This is a genomic window from Loktanella atrilutea, assembly GCF_900128995.1.
Classification (GTDB): domain Bacteria; phylum Pseudomonadota; class Alphaproteobacteria; order Rhodobacterales; family Rhodobacteraceae; genus Loktanella; species Loktanella atrilutea.
Map to the genome: position 1 here is coordinate 830,695 of NZ_FQUE01000001.1, position 15,197 is coordinate 845,891.

At 67.6% G+C, this 15,197-nt stretch carries 13 protein-coding genes; 4 read left to right on the forward strand and 9 right to left on the reverse strand.

What is annotated here, in order from left to right:
* Window positions 1-65 precede the first annotated feature (65 nt).
* The 4 genes from BUA54_RS04035 to BUA54_RS04050 are packed head-to-tail and all read left to right on the forward strand — an operon-like array spanning window position 66 to window position 5,598.
* The gene (locus BUA54_RS04035; RefSeq protein WP_143155330.1) at window positions 66-1,958 is read left to right on the forward strand and encodes a glycosyltransferase; all 1,893 of its coding nucleotides are present in this window, start codon (window positions 66-68) and stop codon (window positions 1,956-1,958) included.
* Complete coding sequence (locus tag BUA54_RS04040; protein ID WP_084114057.1) at window positions 1,955-3,043, forward strand: glycosyltransferase family 8 protein; 1,089 nt, start codon at window positions 1,955-1,957, stop codon at window positions 3,041-3,043. The genes BUA54_RS04035 and BUA54_RS04040 overlap by 4 nt, the downstream gene beginning before the upstream one ends.
* Entirely contained in the window at window positions 3,036-4,082 is a 1,047-nt protein-coding gene (locus BUA54_RS04045) for a glycosyltransferase family 8 protein (RefSeq protein WP_072855878.1), read from the forward strand. The genes BUA54_RS04040 and BUA54_RS04045 overlap by 8 nt, the downstream gene beginning before the upstream one ends.
* Window positions 4,083-4,116: 34 nt before the next feature.
* Entirely contained in the window at window positions 4,117-5,598 is a 1,482-nt protein-coding gene (locus tag BUA54_RS04050) for an oligosaccharide flippase family protein (protein ID WP_072855879.1), read from the forward strand.
* Window positions 5,599-5,608: 10 nt separating this feature from the next.
* Here BUA54_RS04050 and BUA54_RS04055 read toward each other — a convergent pair whose 3' ends face one another.
* From BUA54_RS04055 to BUA54_RS04095, 9 genes are all read right to left on the reverse strand, one after another.
* Window positions 5,609-6,244: a prepilin peptidase gene (locus tag BUA54_RS04055; RefSeq protein WP_072855880.1), complete on the reverse strand. Its 636-nt coding sequence runs from the start codon at window positions 6,242-6,244 to the stop codon at window positions 5,609-5,611.
* Entirely contained in the window at window positions 6,225-7,169 is a 945-nt protein-coding gene (locus tag BUA54_RS04060; RefSeq protein ID WP_072855881.1) for a LysR family transcriptional regulator, read from the reverse strand. Before BUA54_RS04060 ends, BUA54_RS04055 begins: the two co-directional genes overlap by 20 nt.
* A 77-nt stretch (window positions 7,170-7,246) precedes the next feature.
* Window positions 7,247-8,545 carry an MmgE/PrpD family protein gene (locus tag BUA54_RS04065; protein ID WP_072855882.1) on the reverse strand — a complete coding sequence of 433 codons (1,299 nt, stop codon included), beginning with the start codon at window positions 8,543-8,545 and terminating at the stop codon, window positions 7,247-7,249.
* Entirely contained in the window at window positions 8,546-9,703 is a 1,158-nt protein-coding gene (locus BUA54_RS04070; RefSeq protein WP_072855883.1) for an acyl-CoA dehydrogenase family protein, read from the reverse strand.
* Window positions 9,704-9,806: 103 nt separating this feature from the next.
* A complete protein-coding gene (locus BUA54_RS04075; RefSeq protein ID WP_072855884.1) occupies window positions 9,807-10,934 on the reverse strand; it encodes a CaiB/BaiF CoA transferase family protein in 1,128 nt (375 codons plus the stop codon).
* 109 nt (window positions 10,935-11,043) lie between these two features.
* On the reverse strand, window positions 11,044-11,874 hold the full coding sequence (locus tag BUA54_RS04080) for an HTD2 family dehydratase (RefSeq protein ID WP_072855885.1): 831 nt from the start codon (window positions 11,872-11,874) through the stop codon (window positions 11,044-11,046).
* A gap of 97 nt (window positions 11,875-11,971) precedes the next feature.
* On the reverse strand, window positions 11,972-13,042 hold the full coding sequence (locus BUA54_RS04085) for an AbrB family transcriptional regulator (RefSeq protein WP_245810550.1): 1,071 nt from the start codon (window positions 13,040-13,042) through the stop codon (window positions 11,972-11,974).
* 156 nt (window positions 13,043-13,198) lie between these two features.
* The gene (locus BUA54_RS04090; protein WP_072855886.1) at window positions 13,199-14,713 is read right to left on the reverse strand and encodes a tripartite tricarboxylate transporter permease; all 1,515 of its coding nucleotides are present in this window, start codon (window positions 14,711-14,713) and stop codon (window positions 13,199-13,201) included.
* Complete coding sequence (locus tag BUA54_RS04095; RefSeq protein WP_072855887.1) at window positions 14,713-15,177, reverse strand: tripartite tricarboxylate transporter TctB family protein; 465 nt, start codon at window positions 15,175-15,177, stop codon at window positions 14,713-14,715. Before BUA54_RS04095 ends, BUA54_RS04090 begins: the two co-directional genes overlap by 1 nt.
* Window positions 15,178-15,197: the final 20 nt, after the last annotated feature.

The following is a 15,197-nucleotide window of genomic DNA, read 5'->3' on the forward strand; positions in this document are numbered from 1 at the left end:
GTCGTCACGACATCGCCGCCACGGGCACCGACGCGGTGCCAACGGTGCGGCTGCAGGAAAGGAACGTGCATCTTGCGCAGGACCAGCCCCACGACCGACCCGGCATCTTCCTGCCGTTCGATTCCTGCCGGAGCGGAGAGCCGCAGATGATCGCCGCCCCTGCCCCGACCGCTGCGCACAAGCCGAAGCTGGTCTATTTCCAGTGGGATCACACACCCTACGCCCGCTATGCCAGCTACATGCTGAAGCACACGCAGGAACACGTGCAATGCCTGCGGCAATTCTTCGACGTGGTGGTCATCAATGCCGACTGCGATTTCGGCAAGGTCTGCGACCTTCACCAGCCAGACCTCGCGCTGTTCGAGGTCGGCTACCAGTCGCACGTGTCCCATCGGATCGAGGTCCGGAATACCTCGGCCCATCCGCATGTCCCCAAGGCCGCGCTCCTCAACGGCGATTCCTGGTCGTGGACGCGCACGGGGGCGATGTCGGACATGGACCGGTGGGGCATCGGCGTCGGCTTCTCGGTCTGCACGACGGTGCACGATTACATGCCGGACGGGCTTGACGCGCTTTACTGCTGGCCGAACTTCATCGATCCCGCGGTCTTTCGCGATTACGGCATGGACAAGTCCATTCCGGTCATGCTGACGGGCATGCAAGCCCCGCTCTATCCCTGGCGGCAGCGGGTCCATCCGGTTCTGACACAGGCCTATCCCTGCCTTGTCAGTCCGCCGCACGGCTATCTTGATGCCAACGCGGCGCGGGCGCTGCAGGGCGAGCGATATGCCCGGACGCTGAATGCCAGCCTCTTTGCACCCACCTGCGGCACCATGGCGAAGGAGGTCGTGCGCAAGCATCTGGAGATACCCGGCGCGGGGGCCTGCCTCGTGACCGAAGGCACGCCGATGGTCGAGGCCGCAGGCTTCGTCCACATGGAAAACTGCGTTTTCGCCGATGATGGCGATATCCTCGACAGTCTGGACAGCCTGATGGCCGACCCGGCGCGGTTGCAGCGGATCACCCGGGCGGGCCACGACCTTGTCCACGCGCGGCATACGATGGCGCAGCGGGCGCAGATCCTGCAGTGGTACCGGTTGCAGAAGGCGATGTCCCCCGGCAGCATGATCGTGCAGCACGGTCCCTTCGCCGATCTGGAAGCGGTCGACCGGACCGCGTCGCGGGTGCCGCACCGCCGGGCCGGGGGCCTTGATCGCGGGTATCTCGCCCAGGGATATGCGCGCCTGCTACAACGTGACATTCCGACAGCCCGGCAGCAGTTCGACGCCTGCCTCGCGCTGACACCGATCATCGCCGAGGCGCGTCTGGGGCGCGCCCTGTGCGACCTGAGGACTGGCGATCCGGCAGCGGCTGCCGCCACCACCGGCGCGTTGATTCAGGAAACGACGGTGCAATATGGCGCCCGCGACCCCGATCCCGTCGCATGGGCGGTCTATCTGGCGGCACTTCAGCGGCTGGGTCGCGACGGCGAGGCCCGCCGCATCGCCCACAGCTATCCGCGGCTGCGCCACCCGGCGCTCGACGCGGTGTGGCAGCGCCTTGCCGTGGCCTCTTTGCCGCCCCGTGCTGCCGGACCGGGGATGCGGCAGAGTCTGAGCATTCACGACGCATTCTTGCCGAGTCCGGACGGATGGGCGGCACTGTTCGACACCCACGCACCTGTCCCGGTGGCTGCCGCAAGGGTGGCCGGCCGGACCGCGCCCCTGTCGCGCGGCGCTGCGCGGGCCCTTGACCTTGCCCTGTCGATCGGCCCCGCCGTCGTGCGCCCCAACGTGCCCCCGGCGGCGGAATTCGGGTATTTCCGATCCGTCGGCCTGCAGCTGCGGTCCATCCTGCGCAAGAGCCCGCTGGGCGGCCCGCTTGCCGATCTGCGCCGGAATCTGAGAACCCTGCGCAGGCGGCCCTTGATATCTTTTGCGCTGCGGCACCGGTCATGACACGGATCGGAAAGGACCACATGCAGGGCGTGTCCTGCGGCGGGGTGACGGCGGGAGCGGCAGAGCCGATGGCAATCCTGTTCTGCGCCGAGCCGAAATATTTCGAGCCGCTGGCGGTCGCGGCGACATCCGTCGTGGCGAACGCCCCGGGGGCGGCGATCGATTTCCACGTGCTGACCTGCGACCATGACGATGCCGCCGAGCGCGCATTGGCGCGATGCCTTGCGCATGGCCCGCGCGTGTCCCTGACTGTCCATCACGTCGATCCGGGTCTGGTGAACGGGTTCTTCGTGGACCGCTACCTGAAGAAAGAATGCTACCTGCGGCTTCTGGCTGCGCAGGTTCTGCCGGATGCCGTCAAGAAGGTGATCTACCTCGATTGCGACGTCGTGGCCGTGGCGGACCTGCGGTCCCTCTGGTCTGACGGCCTGAACGGCAGACTTCTGGCGGCTGCACCGGATTTTCCGCTCATACCGCAGGTCCGGTCGCGCGAGCGACTGGCCGCCTTGGGGATACCGGCGGCCTTCACCTATGTGAATTCCGGCGTCCTTGTCATGGACCTCGACCGCTGGCGCCGCGAGGCCGTCGCGGAGCGGCTGGCCGCCTTCATCGACCGCATGGGGTCCCGCCTTGACCTGCATGACCAGGACGCGATCAACGCCGTTCTGTGGGACGATATCAACCTGCTGGACTATCGCTGGAACGTGCAGGCCCGGATCTATCGGTGTTCCCGCAGGTCGGACCCGGCTGAATTCAGGGCCACACGTGATGCGCGGCGCGCGCCTGCGATCATCCACTATACCGGATCAGAAAAGCCGTGGCTGTTCCGATCGCGCATACCGTGCAAGAGGGCATTTCGGCGGTATCAGGCCATGACGCCCTGGCCCGACGCGGGACCGCGTCTTGCGAGCGGGTGGCAGCGCGCCGAATACCGGTGCGACCGGGCGCTGTCGTCCATCGGCATCGATTACCTGCAGGTACTGTATTACGCCAGACGCCTTCCGGCGAAGCTGCGGCTGGCGGGCAGCACAGGCGCTTCCACGACACAACCTGGCATCCACATGAGCGAGACGATCGATGGATGACGCATTGGCCCGCGGCAGGACGAAGAGCGCAGGCGCGCCAATCCGCGTCCTGTTCTGTGCGGAACCGAAATTCTTTCAACCGCTGGCGGTTGCCGCGACCTCCGTCATCGCGAACGCGCCGGGTGCCACGCTCGATTTTCACGTCATGACCTGCGACCGGGACACGGCAGCGGAAGACAAGCTGCGGCAGTGCTTTGCCGGCCATGCCAACGCGACGCTGTCGATCCATCACGTTGATCCGGGTCGCGTCGGTGACTTCTTTGTCGATCAGCACATCACGAAGGAAACATACCTGCGTCTGCTGGCGCCGGATGTCTTGCCACGGGATTTCGAAAGGATCATCTATCTGGATTGCGATTTGATCGTTCTGGATGACCTGCGTGACCTGTGGCGGCACGATCTGGGTGGCAGGACACTCGCGGCGGCGCCGGACTACCCGCGCATCGCCTCTGTCATCTCGCCGGAGCGTTTCGACCTTCTCGGGATGCCCGCCGGGTCGACCTACGTCAATGCCGGCGTGCTGGTCATGGACCTGATCCGTTGGCGCCGCGAAGACGTGACCCGCCGTCTGGCCGACTACATCGCGCGCATGGGTTCGCGACTGGCCCTGCACGATCAGGACGCGATCAACGCGGTGCTGTGCGACGACATCAGCCTTCTTGACTGTCGCTGGAACGTGCAGACGAAGCTTTACCTGTGCCGCCGCGCATCCTGGCCGCAGGATCACGCGGCGACGCTGACCGCGCGCCGCGATCCGGCGATCCTTCATTTCACCGGACCGCAGAAGCCGTGGCTGTTCCGGTCGCGGACACCGCGGAAACGCGACTATCTGAGGTATCAGCGCATGACGCCCTGGCGCGATGCGACGCCGCCGCTTGCGGGCCCTTTGCAGCGGGCCGAGTATCGTCTCGACCGGGCCCTGTCATCTGTCGGCGTGGATTACCTGCAGCCAATCTATTATGCGACACGGCTGCCGGCGAAACTGGGACTTGTCCACGATCCCTATGCGGCGACATCGCAGGCGGCGGCGCGGCCATGAGCGGACTGCGCCGCTTGACGATCATGGGTGTGCGATGACCTCTCTTCGGCTCTCACTCCTGTTTTCGGCGATCGATCGCTACATCAACCAGATCCTGCTGGTCGTGACGACGGCGATCATGGCGCGTATCCTGACCCCGGCCGAGACGGGTCTGTTCCTGATGGCCAACACGCTGATCATGCTGGCCGACAGCCTGCGGTCCTTCGGGATCGGGCCCTTCATCGTGCAGCACCACACCTTAAGCCGCACTGCCCTGCGGTCTGCCTTCACGCTGACGATGCTCATTTCCCTCGGGATGTGCGCGCTGATCCTCGGGACGGCAGAGGCCGTCGGCCGTTACTACGACCAGCCCGCGCTGGCGGGTCTGCTGCGGATCGCGGCCGTCGGGTTTCTGGCCGGTCCGTTCGGTGGGCCCAGCATCGCCCTACTGCAGCGCGATCTGGCCTTCGGCCGGCTTGCCGTCGTGAATACCGCCGCCGTCGTCGCCAGCGCAGTGGTCACCATCTGGCTTGGCCTGTCCGGTATCGGCGCCGCAAGCTACGTCTGGGGCTATGTCGCGCTCGGCGTGGTCAGCGCGACATTTGCCTTCGCCATGCGACCGGAGCCCTGGGTCTTTCGCCCGTCGCTGCGCGAGGTGGGTGGCTTCTTCTCCTTCGGTGCCGTGTCGTCCTTCGTCGCCTTCATCAATCTGGCGTCGGAGTTCCTGCCGCGCCTCGTCTTCGGCAAGCTCCTCGGGTTCGACGCCGTCGGTCTTTACGCCCGGGCCGTGACGATCTGCCAGTTGCCGAACCGGGCGATCGTGCAGGCCCTGCAGCCGGTCGTGCTTCCGGCGATGGCGGCGCACCGGCGCAACGGCGGCCATCTGGGAGAGGTCTATCTGCGCAGTCATGCGATCATGTCGGCGATCCAGTGGCCCGCGCTTCTGATGCTGGCGTTGCTGGCGGGACCGGCGGTGCGCGTTCTTCTTGGACCGCAGTGGGACGCGGTGCCGCCCCTCGTGCGGGTGATCGCGCTGGGGACCATGGCGCTGGCGCCGGATTTCATGAGCTACCCGGTGCTGGTCGCGACAGGCCGCATCCGCGATACGCTGCTGACCGCGCTGATCAGCCTGCCGCCGTCCGTCGCGATCACGATCACGGCGGCGCATTTCGGGTTGTGGGCCGTCGCCGCAAGCCTGCTGGTCGTGGCACCGTGGCAGATGCTGGTCAGCCTCGTCGTCGTGCGGCGTGCCATCGACCTGCGCTGGCGAGACCTCGTAAAGGCGTCTCGCGCCAGTGTCGTGCTTGCACTCGGCACCGGGGTCGGGCCGCTGGGGCTCCTTCTTCTGTTTTCTCCGGACGGATACAGCCTTGGCGTCTATCCGACCCTTGCGGCCCTTGCGCTGGGGGCGGCGGGGTGGCTGACGGCCCTGCGCCTTGTGCGGCACCCGATCGGGACAGAGATCGTGGACACGGGCCGGGCGATCACGGCGATGGTGGCCCGCACGGCAGGCAGGCGCGCCTTTGGGCGCGGTTGAGGCGGCGGCGTCAAAGCTGGCCCATCCGGATCGCGAAGACGATGTAGATGGCAAAGGCGAGGAAGGGGCCGAAGGGAATGCCGGCGGGCGCCGCGGGGCGGCGGGCCCGGTGGATGAGGGCGGCGGCGATGCCGCCGAGGGCCGCGATCAGGATCACCCACCAGATCGCGAAGGGACCGACGCACAGCACCCCTGCCCCCAGCAGCTTTGCGTCACCGATGCCAAGCCCCTCTCGCCCGCGCAGGCGGTAGTGCAGCGCGCCGGCCCCCCAGAAGACCGCCGTGACGGTTATGGCGGCGGCAATGGACATGATGAGCATCGCCTCGTGAAACAGCCACTGACTGACAAGACCGAGCACCGCGACGCTGAGGCTGGCCGCGTCGGGGATGGTGAAAGCCGCCAGATCCCGCAGGCTGAGCCAGACGCAGGGCAGCGCCAGCAATGCCGCGAGGGTCAGCGCCGCGCCGCCGGTGTCGGAAACGGCCAGCAGCCCGGTCCAGACGGCGGCGTAGCAAAGCGACAGGGCCGCCCCGACGGGCATCATGTTCGGCAGGTCGGCCTTTGTCCTGCGGTCACGCCAGCCCAGACCGCGGCGCACGGCGCTGACGATGCGCGGGATGGGCCCCTCAGCCCCCGGTCCAGACAAGATCGCCTTCCCAGATATCGCGGCGCACCATCTCGGCGGCGACTTTCAGCGTGACGGCGGCGACGGCGCTGCAGGCGCGGCTTTGCCCGGCGCTGCGGTTGCGGACAAGGTAGACGGGGCGTGAGATGACGGGATCGATGATCGGCGTCTTGATCATCCGTCCGGCCTGCACGACGTCGTGGCAGGCTGCCGGCGCGAAGATCGAGCACCCCGACCCGCGCGCCACCAGTTCCTTGATCTGGGTCATCGCGTCCAATTCGGTCACGACGTTGAGCCGCACGTCAGCCTCTGCCGCCGCCGCCTCGACAATACGGCGCAGACCGTGGGGTTCCCCGGGCAGGACCAGTTCGATGCCGGCTAGATCGCGCAACGGAACGGGCGTGCCCGGAGGCGTCTGCAGCGGCCAGTTGTCAGGAGCCGAAAAGAAGAACAGCCGTTCGTTCAGCACATGGGTGATCTCGAAATGGGCGACGCCGGTCAGGTCGTAGAGGAACCCGATCTCGACCGTGCCGTCATCCACCCATGTCTTGATGAAGCCACTCATCGCCTCGCTGACGCGCAGGCGGATGTCGGGCAGTTCCAGGCGCACCGTCTCGGCCAGAGGCACGGACATGACCATCGAGACGGAAGGCGGCATGCCGAAGCGGACGCCGCCCGCGACCGCGTCCGACAGGTCCCGCATCTCGCGCAGGCAGTCGTCGAGGCTAGCGCAGATGGTTCTGGCGTGGCGCAGCAGCACCTGCCCCTCTGCCGTGGTGGTGGATCCGCGGGGCGAGCGGGTCAGCAGCCTGACACCCAGTTCGCGTTCCATGTTCGCCAGATGCTGCGACAGCGACGGTTGCGCGATGCGCAACTGTCGCGCGGCAAGCGAGAGCGAACCCGCCTCGACGATGGCGATGAAATACTTCAGCTGACGGATGTCCAATCGCCGCTCTCCCCATGCGCCGCCCGACGCCAGCATAGGGCGGTTTCGCGATGACTGCATCCAAAAGCCGCTGTCGGTCAGGCGAAGATCAGTCCTGTCAGCGCCGCGGAATCCGGGGCGGCGCCCAAGCCCTCTACCGCTTGCCAGAGAGGTTCCGCGACCGCAGACCCCAGCAGAGAGGCGGACTTGTCCTGCAGGCGTTGGCGAAGGGCCGCGGCGGAGCCTGTGGCCATCAGATCGTGGAAGGCGTCCTGCGTGCCGTCCCGCGTCGTGACGCTGACCCGCGCCTGCATGTCGGTCAGCGCAGTGTCGGCAACGACCGTGACACGGTCGCGCAGGGCGACGAGGTCGGGCCTTTGGGTCATCGCGTCGGTATAGGTGTCGAGCGCTGCGGTATCGACGCCGGCAAGGGCCATGGCGGCGGTCAGGCGATAGCTGAATTTAGCCCCCAAACCGGTGTCCGGCGACGGCTGGTTGCAGACCGCCAGCCAGCGGGGATGGGTGTGGATGGTGATCGCCTCGATCGCATCGGCGCTGACGGCGTTGCGCAGGCGACCCGCCGCCTCCAGCATCGCGTGCAACCCGTGACAGCAGGCGTGGAACTTGTAGGAGACATCGGGAAAGACCCACACCTGCCCCAGTCCATCGAACGCCTGATCCCGCGCCATGCCGGCGTGGGTCGGGCCGAAGCCCTGCGAACCGGCGATGGCGTCGTGGGTGGATGTGACGCCCTGGGCCGCGAGCATGGCGCAGGTCACGCCGACCTCTGCCGCGAAGCCGGCGTTCAGGGGCTTGCCCATGGTGCCGAACTGGCTTTTCAGGCCGGCCGCCCGGGTGGCGGTCAGGGCAAGGGCGTGCGTCATCCGGTCGGCATCCAGCCCGAGCAGGCGGCCCGCCGCGACGGTGGCGCCGAAGGCCCCGGCGGTGCCGGTCTGGTGAAATCCGGCCTCGTAATGGGCGCGGCCCAGCCAGTCGCCGATCCGGCAGGACGCCTCCAGCCCCAGTGCCAGCGCGTCGAGGAAGGCGGCACCGGTCGCACCCTTCCACTGCGCCACGGCGAGCGCCGCGGGGGTCACGGCGACAGAGGGGTGGCCGATGTGCAGGAAATGCGTGTCGTCGTAGTCGAGCGCGTGGCTGGTCGCGCCGTTCACCAGCGCCGCCGCCCGTGCGGTCGCGGTGCCGCCACCGAAGAGCCCCGCCTGCGTGCCGCCCTCCTCCAGCGCGGCGGCGCGGCTGCGTTGCGCCACCGGCTCTGACCGGCCTGCAAGCCCGACGCTGGCCCAGTCGAAGAGCGATGCGCCGACGGAGGCGCGCATCGTGTCCGGCAGGTCGACCGGTGCGGCGGCCCAGCGGGCGAGGGTTTCGGTGACGGTCATTCAGTAGCTCCGCGGCATGCCGAGGACGTGTTCGGCGAGGTAGGACAGGATGAGGTTGGTCGAGATCGGTGCCACCTGATAAAGCCGCGTCTCGCGGAACTTGCGCTCCACGTCGTATTCCTCGGCAAAGCCGAAGCCGCCGTGGGTCTGAACGCAGGCCTCCGCGGCTTCCCAGCTCGCCTCTGCCGCCAGCATCTTGGCCATGTTCGCCTCTGCCCCCGGGTTCTTGTCGGCCTGATACATGGCGATCGCCTCGTGCAGCATCAGTTCTGCCGCGCGCATCCGGGCATAGGCCTTGGCGATCGGGAACTGGATGCCCTGGTTCTGACCGATGGGGCGGCCAAAGACGACGCGGTCGTTGGCATAGGCCGTCGCGCGCTGGATGAACCACTTGGCGTCGCCGATGCACTCCGCCGCGATCAGGATGCGTTCGGCGTTCATTCCCGACAGGATGTAGCGAAAGCCCTTGCCCTCTTCGCCGATCAGGTTTTTCGCCGGCACCCGGACGTTGTCGAAGAAGAGCTCTGTCGTCGCGTGGTTCATCATGGTGCGGATCGGGCGGATCGTCAGGCCGTTTTCCTTCGCCTCGCGCATGTCGACCAGCAGGACGGACAGGCCCTGAGTGCGTTTTTCGACCTTGTCGAGCGGCGTGGTGCGGCACAGCAGGATCATCAGGTCGGAGTGTTCGGAACGCGAGATCCAGATCTTCTGGCCGTTGACCACAAAGTCGTCGCCGTCGCGCACCGCCGTCGTGCGCAGGGCGCTGGTGTCGGTGCCGCTTGTCGGTTCGGTCACGCCGAAGGACTGCAGCCGCAGGCTGCCGTCGGCGATCTGCGGCAGATATTGCTGCTTCTGCGCCTCGGACCCGTGCCGCAGCAGGGTGCCCATCGTATACATCTGCGCGTGACAGGCCCCGGCGTTGCCGCCTTGACGATGAATCTCCTCCAGGATCACGGCCGCGGCGGAGAGCGGCAGGCCCGAGCCGCCGTATTCCTCCGGGATCAGGGCAGAGAGGTAGCCCGCCTCGGTCAGGGCCTTGACGAAGGCGGTCGGATAGGCGCGTTCGGCGTCGAGCTCGCGCCAGTAGCTGTCGGGGAATTCGGCGCAGAGGCGGGCGACGCCATCGCGGATGTCGTCGTGGTTTTCAAGGTCTGGCATGTCGGTCGGTCCTGTCGTTGGGTCGTTGAAGTGCCGCGGCGGCGGATCGGACCGACCGCCGCGGCGTCATGGGAATGTCAGCGGCACGGGCCGCCGGATCGGGTCAGCCCTGTCCGAATTCCGCGCGCACCCGGTCGCCGTGGGCGTCGAGGGCGGGGACCGGACCGAAGTCGGGGGTCTGGCCATCGACCACGGCGCCCGGCGCCAGCAGGCGCACGGGGCCGGTCGGGGTCTCGACCTCGACGAAACGGTTCTGGGGATGGCGCGCCAGATCGTCCATGCTGTTGACGCGCCCGTTGGCGATGCCCGCCGCCTCCAGCCGGTCGGCGATGGTATCGCGGTCGTCGGACTGGAAAGCCTGTTCGATCAGCGCATCCAGCGCCGGGCGATTGGCGACCCGGTGGGAGTTGCTGTCGAAACGCGGATCGGTGGCGAGGTCCGCATTCCCCAGCAGGGCGGCGCAGAACCGCGCCCATTCCCGCTCGTTCTGGATCGAGAACAGCACCTGCTTGCCGTCCCGGCAGGCGAAGGCGCCGTAGGGCGCGATGGTCGGATGGCTGAGGCCGTTGCGGTCGGGCGCCTTGCCGCCATAGGCGAACTGCAGGTAGGGCACGTTCATCCAGTCGGTCAGCGCGTGAAACAGGCTGACCGCGATGTGCCGCCCCTTGCCGGTGGTGTGGCGGGCGTAAAGCGCCTGCAGCACCGCCTGATGCGCGGTCATCCCGCAGGCGATGTCGCAGACCGACACGCCGACGCGGGCGGAGCCTTCGGCGTTACCGGTGATCGCGGACAGCCCGCTTTCCGCCTGCACCAGCAGGTCATAGGCCTTGCGGTCGGCAAAGGCCCCCTCCTCGCCGTAGCCGGAGATCGAGACGGTGATCAGCCGGTCGTTCATCGCGCGCAGGCGGGCGGGATCGAAGCCAAGGCGGGTGATCGCACCGGGGGCGAGGTTCTGGATGAAGATGTCGGCCTCGGCCAGCATCGCCTCCATCACCGCCTTGTCAGCCTCTTGCCGCAAGTCCAGCACCACGGATTCCTTGCCCCGGTTCAGCCAGACGAAATAGGCGCTTTCGCCGTGCACGAGGTGGTCATAGCCGCGGGCGAAATCGCCCTCGGCCCGCTCGATCTTGATGACGCGGGCGCCGGCCTCGGCCAGACGCCCGGACAGATAGGGCGCGGCGACCGCCTGCTCCAGCGAGACGACGAGCAGCCCCTTCAGATCATCGCTCATCGGCGTCCTCCTGTGGTCGGTGTGCGCGGAAACTGGCACGGGTGGGTGCGGCTGCCAAATAGGGATTGCCTTTGACGGCCATCAAGAAATGATATGGCACGTCGCGGCATCAGCCCCGCTCGGCGCTGGCCTGCATGGTGACGACACCGTCCGCATCCCGCCGGACCCGCAGGTCGAGGCCGGTCTCGCTGTCGATCGCCTCGACCGTGACGGGCTGGCCCGCGATCAGGGGCGCGAGGCCGCGGTAGCGGAAGACGGCGGCAGGGGCGCCGAAGATGCTGGCGGCGAGGTTCTGCATCCACGTCGCCTGCATCGGCCCATGGACGACGAGGCCGCCATAGCCCTCGACCTGCTGCGCATAGGGCCGGTCGTAGTGGATGCGGTGGCCGTTGAAGGTGATGGCGGAATAGCGGAACAGCATGACCGGATCCGGCGTCACGTGCCAGGCGTGAAGTGCCGCCCAGGGGTCGCCCGCGGCGGGCACGGGCGCCGGGCGTTCGGGGTCGGGGTCGGCGCGATAGACGATGTCGTGGCGTTCGGTCACGCAGGGGCCCCGCGGGCTGTCGTAGGCGTGATCGACGGTCACGAAACCCAGATCGCCGCTGCGCCCGCGCTTGAATTCCACGCCCGATATGGTCGAGGTCCGCGTGACCTCGTCATGCAGGGCGAAGGGCGCGAGGGTGCGCACCTCTCCTCCTGCCCACATGCGGCGCGGCAAGGGCAGCTTCGGCAGGAAGAGGCCGGTGCGCGGATGCCCGTCGCGGCCGAGGTCGGCCACGTCGTGAATGTCCGGCGACAGGCACCATATGAAACCGGCGGGCACTTCCCCCGGCCCGCAGCGGTCGCCCAGCATCACGCGGAATTCCGCCAGCAGCCGTGGGGTGATGATGTCGGTCATCACCCGTGTCCGGCCGATCCAGTCGTCGTATGCCTCTGCCATGACCGCTCCTTGGTGCTTGTCGATGCCACCGGTTTACCCGTCGCCGGAATTGAAGGGCAACAGGATTATCCTATGGCGCCCATAGCCCTGCACGAGGTCAGTCCGATCCGCGGCGCCCGTATTGCAGCAGGATCGGGACCATGATGACGAGAATGACGATGCGGGCGAAGTGGTGGATGGCTACAAAGGCGGGATCGTAGCCAAGGGCGAGGCCGATCGCCGCCATCGCCTCGACCCCGCCGGGGGCATAGGCGATCCAGATTTGCCCCCAGGGCAGGCCGGTCAGCAGCGCGGCGGCACTGGCGAAGGCCAGCGAGACGCCGAGCGTCGTGCCGATCAGCACCGTCCCTGCCCCCGCCATGCCAAGAAGCTGGCGCGGCGTGATGGCAGTCAGCCGCGTGCCCGCGGCGGTCCCGGTCACGACGAAGGCGGCGAAGATCGCCCAAGCGGGCGCCGGACCGTGGGCGAGGTCGGCGACATGGGCGCTGGCGCTGAGGATCATGCCGATCAGCAGGCAGGCGGCCGGCACCTTCCACCGGGCGGCGAGTGTTCCGGCGCCCAGCGTCAGCGCCAGCAGCAGCACAAGAGCCACCGCTCCCATCGGATGCACGACACGCAAAGCCGCCGGCTGCGCGTCAAGTGCGGTGGCGAGCGGCGGGACGACGGCGACCAGCACCAGAAGCCGCATCACCTGCAGGATGGTGATCGTCGTCACGTTGCCGTGGCCGTCCAGCGCGATCGCGATGGCGTTCGACATGGTGCCGGGAGAGCTGGACAGATAGGCGGTTTCCACGTCCATGCCGAAGACCCGGCGCAGCAGGGTGGCCCCGCCCATCAGTGTCGCGACAAGCGACAGCGCCAGCAGCAGCAGACTGACGGACCAGGACCCCACCTGCGACAGCGCGTCTGCCTGCACCCCGGCGCCGAGCGAGATGCCGATGATGGCGAAGGCCACGTCGCGCAGCCGCTGCGGGACGGCCATCGCGACGCCCAGCGTGGCGGCGACGGCGACCGCGATGCTGGACCCGATCAGACCCGCCGCCGGCAGGCCGATCAGCGCGGCGCAGGTCGCACCGGCAAGGCCGATTACGGCCGCCGTTGCCGCCTTTCTGAAACCCGAGATCATCGCGTCGCCCTTGCTTGACTTGGATACGGAACGGCGGCGCATGTCCGTGCCGTTCGGTGCGGGGCCGCGCCGTGCGGCAGGTCCCTGCCCCGCGGTGCGGCCTGCGCCATCGGCGTGGCGCGAAGGGTGGTGCGTGTCATCGGTCTTCTTTTGATCAGTGCGTGTGGCCGGCCGAGGCAGCCCCCGGCCGGCGCAGGGTCATGCGTCGCCTTCGGCCATGTTGCGGGCGCGGCGTCCCATCCAGATCGGCAGGACCACGACCAGCAGGGCCAGACCGTACAGCAGGAGGCTCTTCCAGTTGTCGATCAGGATGTACCAGTCCCCGCCAGAGATCGACAGGGCGCGACGCAGGTTGTTCTCGAACAGTCCGCCCAGCACGAAGCCGAGGATCACGGGGGCAAGCGAGAAATCGAGCTTGCGCAGGAACCACCCGAAGATGCCGAGCCATGTGATCATGAACAGGTCGAACGGATTGCCGACGATGGAGTAGATGCCGACGAAGGCAAGGATCGCGATCAGCGGCGTAAGGTAGTGCTGCGGGATCGTCAGCATCCGGGCGAAGAGGCCCACAAGCGGCAGGTTGATGACCAGCAGCGCGACGTTGCCGATGTACATCGAGGCGATCAGACCCCATGCGATCTCTGGTCGCTGGGCGAACATCAGCGGGCCGGGCTGGATGTTGAACATCAGCAGCGCGCCCAGCAGGATCGCCGTGGTGCCGGATCCGGGGATGCCCAGCGTCAGCATCGGCACCATGGCGCCACCCGCTGCCGCGTTGTTGGCGGCCTCCGGCGCCGCAAGGCCCCGCACGTCGCCGGTGCCGAAGGTGCGCTGCCCCTCTGCCCCCGCCATCCGCTTTTCGGTGCCGTAGGCCACGGCAGATGCGACGGATGCCCCCGTCCCCGGCAACACGCCGATGAAGAAGCCGATCAGCGAACAGCGCAGGATCGTCCACTTGGTCTTGGCGAGGTCGGCCCAGCGGACGAAGCTCTTGTCGACCGGCAGGGTCTTGAGCTTGCCGGTGACCTGCTGCTCGACAAGGTGCAGCAGCTCGGCCATGCCGAAGAGGCCGACGACGACGATCAGGAAGTCGATACCCGCCAGGATGTCTGGCAGCCCGAAGGTGTAGCGCGCGACGCCGGTGTTGCTGTCGATGCCGATGGTGGCCAGCATCAGGCCGATCAGGGCGCCCAGCAGTGTCTTGACCGTGCTCTTGCCCACAAGAGAGGCGAGCGAGGCGAAGGCGAAGACCATCAGCGCCACGTAGTTGGCGGGAGAGAAGGTCACGGCGAACTGCGCCAGCAGCGGCCCGAAAAGCGACATCAGCACGACGGCGATGGTGCCGCCGACGAAGCTGGCGACGGCAGACAGGGACAGGGCGCGTCCCGCCTCGCCGTTCAGGGCCATGGGGTGGCCGTCGAGGGTGGTCATCACGGCGCCGGAGTCGCCCGGCACGTTCAGCAGGATCGAGGAGATGCGGCCGCCGTATTCGGCGCCGTAGTAGATGCCCGCCAGCAGGATCAGCGCGCTTTCGGGCGGAAAGCCGAGGCCGTAGGCGATGGGCAGCAGGATCGCCACGCCGTTGATCGGGCCAAGCCCCGGCAGCGCGCCGATCAGCGTGCCGGCAAAGCAGCCCAGCAGCACCAGCATCAGGTTGAAGGGCATGAGTGCGACACCGAAACCGGTCGCCAGCCCCGAGAGGACGTCGCCCATCAGTTCGTTCCTTCAGTGTTGGAGTATGGCTTCGCCAGAAGCTCTGCGTCCGGCAGGTTCAGGTCGAGGATCTCGACGCACAGTACCCAGCCAAGCACGCCGGCGCACAGGCCGAAAAGTCCCGCGCGGAGCCATGCGGCCCCCAGCATCCGGGCCACGATGGCGCCGAAGAGGATGGTGGAGACGATGAAGCCCAGCGGCTCGTAAAGTTCCGCGTAGGCAAAGAGCAGGACCACCATCGCGCCAAGGCGGAACCATGTCCGGCCGGCGACGTGCAGATGCTCTGTATCGGGTTTCCACAGGATGCCCAGTATGCACAGCACCGCCACGACCGACAGGATCTGCGGCCAGCTTTCGGGGCCGAGAGGGTCGTATTGGAACGGGGCCTTGATGATCGTGAACGCGATGAACCCGTAGGCCAGCGTGACGAGCAACAGCAGCCCGGCGAAGATCCGGTCGGCCATGACAGCACCTTTGATTGCAG

What these genes read in the sequence shown, in the direction of transcription:
- BUA54_RS04085 (WP_245810550.1), bottom strand. Translation starts at nt 13,042, where the DNA reads ATGCGCCGCCGTTCCGTATCCAAGTCAAGCAAGGGCGACGCGATGATC.
- BUA54_RS04050 (WP_072855879.1), top strand. Translation starts at nt 4,117, where the DNA reads ATGACCTCTCTTCGGCTCTCACTCCTGTTTTCGGCGATCGATCGCTAC.
- BUA54_RS04090 (WP_072855886.1), bottom strand. Translation starts at nt 14,713, where the DNA reads ATGGGCGACGTCCTCTCGGGGCTGGCGACCGGTTTCGGTGTCGCACTC.
- BUA54_RS04080 (WP_072855885.1), bottom strand. Translation starts at nt 11,874, where the DNA reads ATGGCAGAGGCATACGACGACTGGATCGGCCGGACACGGGTGATGACC.
- BUA54_RS04075 (WP_072855884.1), bottom strand. Translation starts at nt 10,934, where the DNA reads ATGAGCGATGATCTGAAGGGGCTGCTCGTCGTCTCGCTGGAGCAGGCG.
- BUA54_RS04095 (WP_072855887.1), bottom strand. Translation starts at nt 15,177, where the DNA reads ATGGCCGACCGGATCTTCGCCGGGCTGCTGTTGCTCGTCACGCTGGCC.
- BUA54_RS04070 (WP_072855883.1), bottom strand. Translation starts at nt 9,703, where the DNA reads ATGCCAGACCTTGAAAACCACGACGACATCCGCGATGGCGTCGCCCGC.
- BUA54_RS04045 (WP_072855878.1), top strand. Translation starts at nt 3,036, where the DNA reads ATGGATGACGCATTGGCCCGCGGCAGGACGAAGAGCGCAGGCGCGCCA.
- BUA54_RS04065 (WP_072855882.1), bottom strand. Translation starts at nt 8,545, where the DNA reads ATGACCGTCACCGAAACCCTCGCCCGCTGGGCCGCCGCACCGGTCGAC.
- BUA54_RS04040 (WP_084114057.1), top strand. Translation starts at nt 1,955, where the DNA reads ATGACACGGATCGGAAAGGACCACATGCAGGGCGTGTCCTGCGGCGGG.